Origin of the sequence: Parvibaculum sp. (genome assembly GCF_030651915.1) — a bacterium.
Lineage (GTDB): Bacteria > Pseudomonadota > Alphaproteobacteria > Parvibaculales > Parvibaculaceae > Parvibaculum.
In genome coordinates this window covers 1-12,842 of record NZ_JAUSBV010000005.1, presented here as the reverse complement: position 1 = coordinate 12,842, position 12,842 = coordinate 1, and the positions used below count along the sequence as shown (strand labels likewise).

The following is a 12,842-nucleotide window of genomic DNA, read 5'->3' as shown; positions in this document are numbered from 1 at the left end:
CTTTAGGGAGCGTTCAGGAAGAAGCCCTTCCCGGGAAACCGGGGAGGGCTCATTCGTTCCGGTCGCCGCCGATCAGCCCCTGGGCTTCAGCAGCACGTGCTTCTTCTTCCCGAGCGAGAGCTTGATGACGCCTTCCGGTGTCAGGTTCTCGCAGAAAAGCACCATTTTTTCGTCGCCGACCTGCGCATCGTTGACGCGCACGGCACCGCCCTTGATCTGGCGGCGGGCATCGCTGGTCGAAGCGACGAGCCCGGCCTGAACAAGGGCGTTGAGCAGGCCGTGTCCGACCTTGAGCGCATCGGCGTCGATTTCGACGGTCGGCATATCGGCGCTGATCGCGCCCTCCTCGAAAGCCGTGCGGGCGGCTTCGGCCGCTTTTTCGGCCTCGGCGCGACCATGCGCCATCGCTGTCGCCTCTGTGGCGAGGATCTTCTTCGCCTCGTTGACGTCCGCGCCTTCGAATTTTTCGAGGCGCGCGATTTCGTCGAGCGGCAGCTCGGTGAAGAGTCGCAGGAAGCGTCCGACATCGGCATCCTCGGCGTTGCGCCAGTACTGCCAGTAGTTATAGGGCGACAGCATGTCGGCGTTGAGCCACACCGCACCTGACGCGGTCTTGCCCATCTTGGCGCCCGATGACGTCGTGAGCAGCGGGCTGGTCAGGCCATAAAGCTGCGCGCCATCAGTGCGCCGTCCGAGCTCAATTCCGTTGACGATGTTACCCCACTGGTCCGAGCCGCCCATTTGCAGCGTGCAGCCATATTTGCGGTTCAGCTCCACGAAGTCATAGGCCTGAAGGATCATGTAGTTGAATTCGAGAAACGACAGGTTCTGTTCGCGTTCGAGCCGGATTTTCACGCTGTCGAAAGACAGCATCCGGTTGACCGAGAAGTGGCGGCCGTAGTCGCGCAGAAAGTCGATATAATTCAGGTTGTCGAGCCAGTCGCGATTATTGACCATGACGGCATCTGTCTTGCCGTTTCCGAATTTCAGGAATTTCGAGAACACGGCCTTGATGCCGGCGAGGTTCTCTTCGATTTTCTTGTCGGTCAGCAGAGGCCGCGCCTCGTCGCGGAAACTCGGATCGCCGATCCGCGTCGTGCCGCCACCCATCAGCGCGATCGGCCGGTGCCCGGCCTTCTGCAGCCAGCGCAACAGCATGATCTGGACGAGACTACCGGCATGAAGGCTCGGCGCCGTCGCATCGAAGCCGATATAGCCCGTCAATAGTCCTTCCAGCGCGCGCGCGTCGAGGCCCGCATCGTCGGAGGTCTGGTGAATGAACCCGCGGGCGGAAAGCTCGCGCAGGAAGTCGGACTTGAAGCTGGTCATGATCGGCTCGGGTTTCGGATAGGCTTGAAGGCGCGGCTGGTGTATCACGCTTTGGCTGAGTGAAAAACGGACAAACAGCCATGATCCGCGCTTTGGGCCTGATGAGCGGGACCTCGCTCGACGGCATCGACGCCGCCATTATCGAAACCGACGGCGAGGGTGCGGTGCGCCCGGGCGCGTCGCTCGCCGTCCCCTACAAGCCGGAGGAGCGCCTGCTTCTTCGCCTGGCGCTTGACGCCGCAATGAGCTGGGAGCCGGACGAACCCATGCCCGAGGAGGTGGCCGAGGCCGAGCGGCATCTGACGCTCGCCCATGCGCTGGCAGTGCGGGCGCTGCTGGTTGAGGCCGGGCTGAAGCCCGCCGATATCTCGGTGATCGGGTTTCACGGTCAGACGGTGCTCCACCAACCGGGCCGCCACCGGACGGTGCAGATCGGTCTTGGCGATGTGCTGGCGCGGCTGACCGGGATCGACGTGGTCAACGATTTCCGCAGCGCTGACGTTGCCGCCGGTGGCCATGGCGCGCCACTGGTGCCGCTCTATCATCAGGCACTTGTCGGCAGCACCGGGATTGTGGAGCCAGTCGCAATCATCAATATCGGCGGCGTCGGAAATGTCACCTATGTATCGCCCGATGGCGTGCTCCTGGCTTTCGACACCGGCCCCGGCAACGCATTGATCGACGATTGGGCGCTGGAGCATATCGGTGAACCGATTGACCGCGACGGCGCGCTGGCGGCTGGCGGCGATGTCGACATGGATGTGCTGGAGCACTTGATGTCGCATGAGTTTTTCGAAACACCGCCGCCGAAATCGCTTGATCGTTTCTCCTTCTCGCCGGATGCCGTGAGACATCTGTCTCCGCCCGACGGCGCGGCGACGCTGACAGCCTTCACTGTCGAGGCCATCGCGCGCAGCCTTGCACATGTACCCGGAATACCCTCGCGCTTCGTCATTTGTGGCGGGGGACGGCACAATCCAGTGCTGATGGCGATGCTGAGCAAGCGACTGCAGGGCGGCGTCCTTCCGGCCGAGGACCTTGGCTGGCGCGGCGACGATGTGGAGGCCGAGGCTTTTGCTTATCTCGCGGTGCGTTCGCTGCGCGGGTTGCCGCTCAGCCTGCCGACGACGACGGGCGTTCCGAAGCCGATGCCCGGCGGCACGATCCACCGGGCGGGCGGAACGGCCGACGACTGAGGGTCAGGCTTTCTCCGGCGCCACCGCGAGCCGCTTGTCGAGATAGGCGCCAATGGTATTCGCCAGCGGCTCGAGATGCGATTCAAAGAAGTGATTGGCGCCTTCTACGGACGCGTGTTCGATCGTGATGCCCTTTTGCGTCTTCAGCCGCTCGACGAGTTTCAGCACATCCGCAGGCGGCGCCACCTGATCGGTGCTGCCATTGATGATGATGCCGGACGAGGGGCAGGGCGCCAGGAAGGAAAAGTCATACATGTTGGCCAGCGGGGCGACGGAGATGAAACCCTCGATTTCCGGGCGCCGCATCAGAACCTGCATTGCGATCCAGGCGCCGAATGAAAAACCGCCGATCCAGCATTGTGCCGCATCCGGATTTTGAGATTGCAGCCAGTCGAGCGCCGAGGCGGCGTCCGAAAGCTCGCCAATGCCGGAATCGAACGCGCCCTGACTGCGCCCGACGCCACGGAAATTGAACCGCAACACCGAGAAACCCCGGTTTACGAATGCCTGGTAAAGGGCATACGTGACGGGGTTGTTCATGGTCCCGCCAAATTGCGGATGGGGGTGCAGCACCAGCGCGACCGGCGAATTCGACTTCTTGCTGTGGTGGTACCGGCCCTCGATCCGGCCGGCGGGGCCGTTGAAAATCACTTCAGGCATGTCTGGGTCTGTCTCGGGCTATGCGGCCGGCGAGGTGCTGACGCGTAATATCCCACTAAAGAACAGGGAGATATTTTTGCTTTGTTTCAGCAATTCCTCTGGAAATTCGGCCGCGAGATGCTAAATAGTTGACTACGGCGCTCGGAAATCGTTGAGCCTTGCGCTGCCAGCCTCGCCGATCCGGATCTGCCGCCTGCGTTTATTACTGTCGCAGGCCCGTTTTCCGGTCCATCGGGGCGCATGTTCTTAACACAGGCAATGGCCGGTTGTGCAAGCTTTTGACCGTTCTTTGCCTGCCAAACGAGGGAGTTGGCCGTGAAGCTCACAACCAAGGGGCGTTATGCCGTGATGGCCATGGCCGACTTGGCACGGCATTCGGACGGCAGTCCCGTGGCGTTGGCAGAAATCGCCGATCGCCAGGAGATCTCATTGTCCTATCTGGAACAACTTTTCGCCAAGCTGCGCCGTGGCGACTTGGTGAAGAGCGTTCGTGGGCCGGGCGGCGGTTATCTGCTGTCGCGCGTCGCCGACGACATCCGGATTGCGGACGTTATCCTCGCGGTCGACGAACCGATCAAGGCAACCCGTTGCGAGCTGGGCTCACCCCGGGGCTGCTTGCCATCGTCAGGACGCTGCATCACCCATGATTTGTGGGAGGGTCTCAGCCACCAGATTCAGCTTTACCTGAATTCTGTATCTCTCGGCGATGTGATCGATGGTCGGGTCGCGGAACAGCAGGTTGTCAGCTCGGACACGCGCCGCAAATCGGCTGGCATCGCCAACGCTGCCGACTGACCGCAAGTTTGTCGATGAACGGGAGTTTCGCTGCGCGATGACGATGAAGCGTGCCTATCTTGATCACAATGCGACCACGCCGCTGCGCCCCGAGGCGCGCGCGGCGGTCTTGCGCGCATTGGAGGTGACGGGCAACCCGTCCTCGGTTCATACCGAGGGCAGGGCGGCGCGCGCGCTCATCGAGGCGGCCCGGCGCGAGGTCGCGGTACTGGCTGGCGCCAAGCCCGCAGAGGTGATTTTCGCCAGCGGCGGCACTGAGGCCGCGCGTCTCGCGTTCCATGCCGCGAAGGCGGCGCAGGGCGTTGGGCGCCTGATTGTTTCCGCCGTCGAGCATGACGCGGTACGCGCCGCGGCTGAGGCCTCGGGCCTTGCCATCGAAATAGCGCCTGTGGACGGCGAGGGCCGGCTCGATTTGGCTGCCTTGGCAGCGTGCCTGGCGGCCTCGGACAAGCGGGCCCTGGTCGCACTGATGTATGCCAACAACGAAACCGGTGTTCTTCAGCCGGTCGCCGAGGCCGCGGTGCTGGCACATGAGGCCGGAGGATTGTTGCTTTGCGACGCGGTTCAGGCCGTGGGCAAAGTTCCGCTCGATTTCGCCACGCTGGACGCCGACATGATGATGCTGGGCGGTCACAAGCTCGGTGCCCCGCTGGGTGTCGGCGCACTCGTCATTCGTGACGGCTTGCCGTTCGCAACCGACGCCGTCGGTGGTGGTCAGGAGATGCGCCGTCGCGCCGGAAGCGAGAATGTTTCGGGCATTGCCGGTTTCGGCGCGGCCGCGCGCGCGGCGCACGATGCGCTCGAAGAATTTGCCGCGCTGGCAGAATTGCGCGACGAACTGGAGGCACGCATCGCTGCCGCCGTGCCCGATGTCGTGTTTTTTGGGCGGGGTGCACGGCGCCTGCCCAACACGAGCTATGTCGCGGCGCCGGGCCTCGACTCCGAGACGCTGCTGATGACCCTCGATCTCGACGGCGTGGCGGTCAGTGCTGGCGCTGCCTGTTCGTCGGGCAAGGTCGGCCGTCCCCGCGTGCTGGACGCAATGGGTATTGATCCGGCGTTAGCGAAGGGTGCCGTTCGCGTCAGCCTCGGCTGGTCGAGCGTTGCCCGCGATGTCGACCGCTTTGTCGAGAGCTGGTTGCGTGCCTATGACCGCAACCGCTCGAAGGCGGATACCGTTGTTTACGCGAGCAGGGCGCCGTCGCCTCGGCTTGCGGTTGTGGAGAGTTGAAATGGCTGCCGTGAGAGAGACCGTCAAAACGGTTGGTGAAGTCGAGAAATACAAATACGGATTCACCACCGACATCGAATCCGACAAGGCCCCGCTGGGGCTGACGGAAGAGACGGTGCGTTTTATTTCGGCGAAGAAGAGTGAGCCCGGCTGGCTGCTCGAGTGGCGGCTCGCCGCCTTTCGCCGCTGGCTGACGATGGAAGAGCCGAAATGGGCGAAGGTCAGTTATCCGCCGATCGACTTCCAGGATGCCTATTACTACGCGGCCCCCAAGCAGTCGGTGAAGCTGAACAGTCTCGACGAAGTCGATCCGAAACTTCTTGAAACCTACAAGAAGCTCGGCATTCCGCTGACCGAACAGAAAATGCTGGCCGGGGTCGCAGTCGATGCGGTGTTCGACAGCGTGTCGGTGGTGACGACGTTCAAGGAGAAACTCCGCGAGGTCGGCGTCATCTTTTGTCCGATGTCCGAGGCTGTGCGCGACCATCCGGAGCTTGTACAGAAATATCTCGGTTCCGTCGTGCCGACTTCCGACAATTTCTACGCGACGCTGAACTCGGCGGTCTTTTCGGAAGGATCCTTCGTCTACATTCCTGAAGGCGTTCGCTGCCCGATGGAGCTGTCGACCTATTTCCGCATCAACGAGAAGCAGACGGGTCAATTTGAGCGTACGCTTATCATCGCCGAGAAGGGCTCTTATGTGAGCTATCTCGAAGGCTGCACGGCGCCGCAGCGCGATGAGAACCAGCTTCATGCGGCGGTTGTCGAGTTGGTTACGCTGGACGATGCCGAGATCAAATATTCGACCGTCCAGAACTGGTACCCGGGCGATGAAGACGGCAAGGGCGGCATCTACAATTTCGTCACCAAGCGCGGCGATTGCCGCGGCGCGAACTCGAAAATCTCATGGACCCAGGTCGAAACAGGATCGGCCATCACCTGGAAGTACCCCAGCTGCATTCTGCGCGGCGACAATTCGCGCGGCGAGTTTTACTCGATCGCGATTTCGAACGGACGCCAGCAGGTCGACAGCGGCACCAAGATGATCCATCTCGGGCGCAACACGTCGAGCCGCATCGTCTCAAAGGGCATTTCGGCCGGCCGTTCGTCCAACACCTATCGCGGTCTCGTCAGCGTGCACCGCAAGGCGGAGAACGTTCGAAATTTTACGCAATGCGACAGCTTGCTGATTGGCGATCGTTGTTCGGCGCATACGGTGCCCTATATCGAAACGAAGAACCCGGGCGCCGTGTTGGAACATGAGGCGACGACGTCGAAAATCAGCGACGACCAGATGTTCTATTGCCGGCAGCGTGGCATCGGCGAGGAAGAGGCGGTCGCGCTGATCGTCAACGGCTTCTGCCGCGACGTGCTGCAACAATTGCCGATGGAATTTGCCGTCGAGGCCCAGAAGCTCGTCGGCATCAGCCTCGAAGGTAGCGTCGGCTGACGCTGGAATGTGAAAGAATGAATATGCTTGAGATCAAGAACCTGCATGTGTCGGTGGACGGCAAGGAAATCCTGAAAGGGATCGATCTGGATATCCGTGCAGGCGAAGTCCATGCCATCATGGGTCCGAACGGGTCCGGTAAGTCGACGCTTTCCTATGTTCTGTCCGGTCGTGAAGGCTATGAAGTGACCGAGGGCTCGATCCGCTTCAAGGGTCGCGACCTGACGGAACTGAATGTCGACGAACGAGCGGCTGCAGGCATCTTTCTCGCCTTCCAGTACCCGATCGAGATTCCTGGCGTCACGACAATGACCTTCCTGAAAACGGCACTGAACGCGCAGCGCAAGGCGCGCGGCGAAGCCGAACTCGACGCGGTGCGTTTCCTGAAGCTGGTGCGCGAAAAGGCAAAACCGCTCAATGTGCCGGACGAGATGCTGAAGCGCGCCTTGAATGTCGGGTTCTCGGGCGGCGAGAAGAAGCGCGCCGAAATCCTGCAAATGGCGCTGTTGGAGCCCGCTCTGGCCGTGCTTGATGAGACCGACTCCGGGCTCGATATCGACGCGCTGAAAACGGTTGCGGCAGGCGTCAACGCACTGCGCAATCCGGAGCGCGCGATGCTGGTCATCACGCATTACCAGCGCCTGCTCGACTACATCGTGCCCGACGCTGTGCACGTGCTTTCCGGCGGCCGCATCGTCAAGACGGGTGGCAGGGAGCTGGCGCACGAACTCGAGAAAACCGGCTATGCCGCTTATGACGCGGATGCGGCGTGAGGAACCTATGAACGACAAGGCTGCACAGATTTTCGCAGAAACATATGACCGGGAGCGCGCGGTGCTGCCTGGCGCCGGCGGCTGGCTGGCGCGCCGCCGCGACGCGGCGCTGAAATCCTTCGTCGAGGCCGGCCTGCCGCATCGCCGCCTCGAAGAATGGAAATATACCGATCTGAAGCAGGCGTTGGAGAAGGCCGCCTTTGTGCCGGCGCCGGCGCACGAAGGCGCGGTCGTCCTGCCCGACACGGCCGTGGCATCCGCCTTCGCCGCCATCGACCGCCATGTCGTCGTCTTCGTCAACGGCCGGCACCGGCCCGATCTTTCGAAAGCGGTCCGCCTGCCGAAGGGTGTCGAGTTGCATTCGCTGAACGATGTGTTGCACGAGCAATGGGTGAAGGAGCTTGTGGAACGCCGTTTCGACGATGCGCGCCAGTCCGAGAATGTCGTCGATCTCAATACGGCGTTGATGCACGACGGAGCGGCCCTGCGTATTCGCAAAGGCGTTCGCCTCGACAAGCCGCTGCACCTGCTTTTCCTTGCCGCCGATGGCGGTGCGTCGCACACCCGCAACCTGATCTTGCTGGAAGAGGATGCGGATGCGACGATCTTCGAGAGTCATATCGGCGGTGCCGCTGCCTTCGCCGACATCGTCACCGATGTGGCGCTGGGCGATGAGGCGCGCCTCTCTCACGTGAAACTTCAGGACGAAGGGGCGGGCGCCGTTCATCTGGCGACCCTGCGCACCCGCCTCGCCGCGAAGTCCCGCCTGTCGAGTTTCACGCTGACGCTCGGCTGCGGCATCTCGCGCACGCAGAATTTCGTCCTCTTCGCAGGCGAGGGTGCGCAGGCACATGTCAACGGCGCCTATGCGCTGAAGGCGGCGCAGCATGCCGACCAGTTCTGCGTGATCGATCATGCCGTGCCGGGCTGCACCAGCCATACACTCTTCAAGGGTGTGCTGGACGGTGCGTCAGAGGGTATTTTTCAAGGCAAGGTTATCGTGCGGCCTCACGCCCAGAAGACCGACGGCCGTCAGATGACGCACGCGCTGCTGCTGTCGCGCGACGCGGCGATGAACGCCAAGCCCGAGCTTGAAATCTACGCCGACGACGTTCAATGCGCACATGGCTCGACGGTCGGCGAGCTGTCGCGCGAGGCGATCTTCTTCCTGCGTTCGCGGGGCATTCCGGAAATGGAAGCGCGCCAGCTCCTTGTGTCGGCTTTTCTCGACGAAGCGCTGGACCTCGTGCCGCATGAGGCTGCGCGCGAAGCGTTGAAGCTGCTCGCCGCCGGCTGGTTCGCGGACGGGGAGGGCAGGGCATGAACAGTCCGGTTCTGAAATCCGAAACTTATGACGTCGCCCGCATTCGCGCCGATTTCCCGATCCTGTCGCGCGAGGTCTATGGCAAGCCGTTGGTCTATCTCGACAACGCCGCCTCGGCGCAAAAGCCGCAATCGGTGATTGATGCCGTGGCGCATGCCTATGCCAATGAATATTCGAACGTCCATCGCGGTATGCACTTCCTCGCCAATGCGGCGACCGAGAAGTTCGAGGAAGCGCGCGAAACGGCCCGGGCGTTTCTGAATGCGGCTTCGACCGACGAGATTATTTTCACCTCGGGCGGTACCGACGCGATCAATCTGGTTGCGTCGTCATATCTGGCGCCACGCATCGAGCCGGGCGACGAAATCATCCTTTCGGTGCTGGAGCATCACTCGAACATCGTGCCTTGGCATTTCCTGCGCGAACGGCACGGCGCCGTGTTGAAATGGATACCGGCGACGGACGAGGGAGATCTCGATCTCGACGCTTATGAAAAGCTCTTCACACCGCGCACAAAGTTTGTCGCTGTGACGCAAATGTCGAATGCGCTCGGCACGATCACGCCGATGAAGACCATGATCCACATGGCGCATGAGCGCGGCCTACCGGTGCTGGTGGACGGCTGCCAGGGCATCGTTCACCTGCCGACCGACGTCTGCGATCTCGATTGCGATTTCCTTGTCGGCACGGGCCACAAGCTCTATGGACCGACCGGCATCGGCCTGCTTTACGGGAAATCTGCACATCTGAAGGCGATGCGGCCTTATCGCGGCGGCGGCGAGATGATCCGCGAGGTCGGCATGGACGACGTCACCTATGCGGCGCCGCCGCACCGCTTCGAGGCTGGCACACCGCCCATCGTTCAGGCTATTGGTCTTGGCGCGGCGCTTTCCTATATCGAGAATATCGGCCGCGAGCGGATTGCCGCACATGAGGCGCACCTGAGAGACTATGCGACCCGCCGCCTCTCGGAAATCAACAGTCTGCGCATCGTCGGCACGACGAAGGCGAAGGGCAGCATCGTTTCCTTTGTAATGGACAACGCCCATCCGCACGACATCGCCACTGTCATCGACAGGGCGGGCGTCGCGGTCCGGGCGGGCCATCATTGCGCCCAGCCGGCGATGGAGCGTTTCGGTGTCGGCGCGACGACACGGGCTTCCTTCGCGATGTACAATACACTTGATGAAGTCGACCGGCTGGTCGATGCGTTGATCGACAGCAAGAAGTTCTTTGGATAGGCGGATCATGGCCGAAGACGCGAACATGATGGAAAATGCGGAAACGGTGCCGGCCAGCGCCGATGAGACGCCGCGCGCTTCGACGATCCCGCAGGATGAAATCGACCAGATAACGGACGACATCATTGCCGCGCTCAAGACGGTCTACGATCCGGAGATTCCGGTCGATGTCTACGAGCTCGGACTGATCTACAAGGTCGATATTTCCGACGATCGCGACGTCGTCATCGATATGACGTTGACGGCGCCGGGCTGTCCCGTCGCGGGCACCATGCCGATCATGGTCGAGGATGCGGTGCGTACCGTCGAGGGAATAGCCGATGTCCGCGTCAACATGACCTTCGACCCGCCCTGGGACCCGAGCCGGATGTCCGAAGAAGCGCGTGTCGCATTGAATATGTTCTGATGGAGCCGAAAATGGCGCGACAGATGCCCAAAGCGATCACACTGACGGAAGCCGCCGCCGCGCGCATGAAGGAAATCATGGCAGCGTCCGACGGAAAATATGTCGGGGTGCGTATCGGCGTGAAGAACGGCGGTTGTGCCGGTATGGAATACACGATGGAATATGCCGAAGCCGCCAAGCCGCTCGACGAAGTGGTCGAGGATCGGGAAGTCAGGATTCTGATCGATCCCAAGGCGATCCTGTTCCTGCTCGGCACCGAGATGGACTACGAGGAAGACAAGTTTGCCTCAGGCTTTCGCTTCAACAATCCAAACCAGACCGACGCCTGCGGTTGCGGCGAAAGCGTGACCATTGTCCCGGCGACTGCCTGAGTCGTCATGGCTGTCAGCGACGAATATAAGGAATTCGTGGCCGAGCAACTTGAGCATCTGGGCCCGATCCGCATTCGCAACATGTTCGGCGGCGCCGGCATCTATCTGGATAATTTGATGTTCGGCCTCATTGCCGGCGAGACGCTTTTCTTCAAGGTCGACGAACGCAACCGTGCCGACTACGAAGCGGAAGACAGCGGCCCCTTCGTCTACGAGCCGCCCTCGGGCAAGACGGTCGCCATGTCGTATTACGAACTGCCCGAACGGCTCTATGATGAACCCGATGAATTGATCCTCTGGGCGCGCAAGGCGCTCGACGCCGCGCTGGCGGCCAGAGCGGCAAAACCCGTTCCCCGGAAAAGTCGGAGCCCGCGAAAAAAAGCCGCGCGCCCCGGAAAATAGGACGCGCGGCCCGAAAGACAAAAATGCCTCACATGATTTTCTTCATCGCCGTGATGTTTCTCGCCCTGCTGGCGAGCTGCATCATCGGCTAGTTACCTTTGAACTGCGCCGGCCGCTTCTCGAGGAAGGCGCGCACGCCCTCCTTGAAGTCGTCGCCATTGCCGGCCGTCCGCTGAAGCTGCCGCTCGAGATTGAGCTGTTCTTCATAGGTGTTGTCGGTGCTCTCCCAATAGAGCTGGCGGATCATGCCGAGCGCCTTGGTTGGGCCGTTTGCGAGATCGGCGGCAAGCTTGCGCGCTTCAGCCATCAGCGTCTCGTCGTCGAACACGCGATTGACGAGCCCCCACGAAAGCGCCGTTTCGGCCGGCAGCTTCTCGCCCAGCAGCGAAAGCTCCATCGCCCGCGCCTTGCCGACGAGACGCGGCAGAATCCAGGTCGAGCCACCATCCGGCACCAGCCCGATCCGGCGGAAGGCTTGCAGGAAATAGGAGGATCGAGCGCACAGCACCAGGTCGCCCATCAGCGCGAAGCTCATGCCGACGCCGGCTGCCGGACCGTTGACGGCGGTGACGAAGGGCATCGGCAGGTTGCGCAGCCGCCGCAGAAAAGGGTGGTACATGGTTTCGAGCGCCGAGCCTGCGTCCGGCCGCGCACCCGAATTGTCGCCGCGCCCCTGCAGATTGGCGCCGGTACAGAAACCGCGGCCTTCCCCGGTCATGACAAGGCAGCGCATGCCGTTCTTCGGGTCTTCAACCGCATCCATGGCTTTCATAAGCCCGCCCAGCATCTCCGGCGAAACGGCGTTCATCACCTCGGGGTGATTGAGCGTCAAAACGCCCACATTGCCGTCGATGTCGAGTTTGACGCGCTCGAAGTCCATGTCCGTCTCCCTGTTTTGTATATCGCAATTGTTTTGGATGCCTGTCGTCAGGCCTTGAACGCCGGTTCCCTCTTGGTCAGGAACGCCTTGACGCCCTCGGCGAAATTCGGATGGTCGCCCAGCATACCTTGCACGTCGCGCTCATAATCGAGCTGCTCGGAATAACCATTACGCGCGCCGGCGTCGATCGCCTTGCGGATTTCGCCAAAGGCATTGGTCGGTCCATTGGCGAGTTTGGTGGCAACTGTCATGGCCTCCTCCATCAACGCCGTGTCCTTGACGCATTTCCAGATCAGGCCCCATTCGGCTGCCGTCTCGGCAGGCAGCTTGTCGCCTGTCAGCGCAAGCCCGAGCGCGCGGGCGCGCCCGACAAGGCGCGGCAGGTGCCAGGTGCAGCCGAGATCGGGGATCAGGCCAAGCTTCGGCCCGAACACCTGCACGAAGGAAGCCGAATGCGAGGCGATGGCGATGTCGGCGGCAAGCGCAAGACCGACGCCGCCACCCGCCGCAACGCCGTTCACTGCCGCGACGATCGGTTTCGGCAGCGCGTAGAGTTCGCGCATCATGGGATTGAACCCGATCGTCATGCCATGCGCGACGCCTTGGCCGATGCTCATGCCTTCTTCGCGTTGGCCCTGGGCCGCTAGGTAGTGGACTCATAAGCACGGGCCCATATCCGGATTGAAACGATGGCGACCGCAGCGAGGAAGTTGCGTGCGAGCTTGTCGAAGCGCGTGGCGACGCGCCTGAAGTGCTTGAGCTTGTTGAAGAAGCGCTCGACCAG

At 61.9% G+C, this 12,842-nt stretch carries 14 protein-coding genes and 1 pseudogene; 10 read left to right on the top strand and 5 right to left on the bottom strand.

The window, feature by feature from the left end; translation table 11 throughout:
* Positions 1–72: 72 nt before the first annotated feature.
* Entirely contained in the window at positions 73–1,329 is a 1,257-nt protein-coding gene (gene tyrS / locus Q7V31_RS04535) for a tyrosine--tRNA ligase (RefSeq protein ID WP_304732651.1), read from the bottom strand.
* Positions 1,330–1,409: 80 nt separating this feature from the next.
* On the opposite strand from tyrS, the gene Q7V31_RS04530 reads away from it, so the two are divergent.
* On the top strand, positions 1,410–2,525 hold the full coding sequence (locus Q7V31_RS04530) for an anhydro-N-acetylmuramic acid kinase (RefSeq protein WP_304732650.1): 1,116 nt from the start codon (positions 1,410–1,412) through the stop codon (positions 2,523–2,525).
* A 3-nt stretch (positions 2,526–2,528) separates the two neighbouring features.
* Here the strand turns inward: Q7V31_RS04530 and Q7V31_RS04525 are convergent, their stop codons facing one another.
* A complete protein-coding gene (locus Q7V31_RS04525; protein ID WP_304732649.1) occupies positions 2,529–3,185 on the bottom strand; it encodes an alpha/beta hydrolase in 657 nt (218 codons plus the stop codon).
* A gap of 315 nt (positions 3,186–3,500) precedes the next feature.
* On the opposite strand from Q7V31_RS04525, the gene Q7V31_RS04520 reads away from it, so the two are divergent.
* The 9 genes from Q7V31_RS04520 to Q7V31_RS04480 are packed head-to-tail and all read left to right on the top strand — an operon-like array spanning position 3,501 to position 11,178.
* Complete coding sequence (locus Q7V31_RS04520; RefSeq protein ID WP_304732648.1) at positions 3,501–3,980, top strand: Rrf2 family transcriptional regulator; 480 nt, start codon at positions 3,501–3,503, stop codon at positions 3,978–3,980.
* 37 nt (positions 3,981–4,017) lie between these two features.
* The gene (locus Q7V31_RS04515) at positions 4,018–5,211 is read left to right on the top strand and encodes a cysteine desulfurase family protein (protein ID WP_304732647.1); all 1,194 of its coding nucleotides are present in this window, start codon (positions 4,018–4,020) and stop codon (positions 5,209–5,211) included.
* A 1-nt stretch (position 5,212) separates the two neighbouring features.
* Complete coding sequence (sufB, locus tag Q7V31_RS04510; protein ID WP_304732646.1) at positions 5,213–6,661, top strand: Fe-S cluster assembly protein SufB; 1,449 nt, start codon at positions 5,213–5,215, stop codon at positions 6,659–6,661.
* A gap of 23 nt (positions 6,662–6,684) precedes the next feature.
* The gene (gene sufC, locus Q7V31_RS04505) at positions 6,685–7,434 is read left to right on the top strand and encodes a Fe-S cluster assembly ATPase SufC (RefSeq protein ID WP_304733938.1); all 750 of its coding nucleotides are present in this window, start codon (positions 6,685–6,687) and stop codon (positions 7,432–7,434) included.
* 7 nt (positions 7,435–7,441) lie between these two features.
* Positions 7,442–8,758, top strand: coding sequence for a Fe-S cluster assembly protein SufD (gene sufD / locus Q7V31_RS04500; RefSeq protein WP_304732645.1), 1,317 nt, complete (start codon positions 7,442–7,444; stop codon positions 8,756–8,758).
* Positions 8,755–9,999 carry a cysteine desulfurase gene (locus tag Q7V31_RS04495; protein WP_304732644.1) on the top strand — a complete coding sequence of 415 codons (1,245 nt, stop codon included), beginning with the start codon at positions 8,755–8,757 and terminating at the stop codon, positions 9,997–9,999. The genes sufD and Q7V31_RS04495 overlap by 4 nt, the downstream gene beginning before the upstream one ends.
* A 25-nt stretch (positions 10,000–10,024) precedes the next feature.
* A complete protein-coding gene (locus Q7V31_RS04490) occupies positions 10,025–10,405 on the top strand; it encodes an SUF system Fe-S cluster assembly protein (protein WP_304733937.1) in 381 nt (126 codons plus the stop codon).
* Positions 10,406–10,416: 11 nt separating this feature from the next.
* A complete protein-coding gene (locus Q7V31_RS04485; protein ID WP_304732643.1) occupies positions 10,417–10,776 on the top strand; it encodes an iron-sulfur cluster assembly accessory protein in 360 nt (119 codons plus the stop codon).
* A gap of 6 nt (positions 10,777–10,782) precedes the next feature.
* Positions 10,783–11,178, top strand: coding sequence for a TfoX/Sxy family protein (locus tag Q7V31_RS04480; protein ID WP_304732642.1), 396 nt, complete (start codon positions 10,783–10,785; stop codon positions 11,176–11,178).
* Positions 11,179–11,266: 88 nt separating this feature from the next.
* Here the strand turns inward: Q7V31_RS04480 and Q7V31_RS04475 are convergent, their stop codons facing one another.
* The 3 genes and pseudogenes from Q7V31_RS04475 to Q7V31_RS04465 all read right to left on the bottom strand — a co-directional run.
* The gene (locus Q7V31_RS04475; RefSeq protein WP_304732641.1) at positions 11,267–12,058 is read right to left on the bottom strand and encodes an enoyl-CoA hydratase/isomerase; all 792 of its coding nucleotides are present in this window, start codon (positions 12,056–12,058) and stop codon (positions 11,267–11,269) included.
* A gap of 47 nt (positions 12,059–12,105) precedes the next feature.
* Positions 12,106–12,675, bottom strand: coding sequence for an enoyl-CoA hydratase-related protein (locus Q7V31_RS04470; RefSeq protein WP_304732640.1), 570 nt, complete (start codon positions 12,673–12,675; stop codon positions 12,106–12,108).
* 26 nt (positions 12,676–12,701) lie between these two features.
* A pseudogene (locus Q7V31_RS04465) lies at positions 12,702–12,842 on the bottom strand (IS5/IS1182 family transposase); the annotation flags it as partial.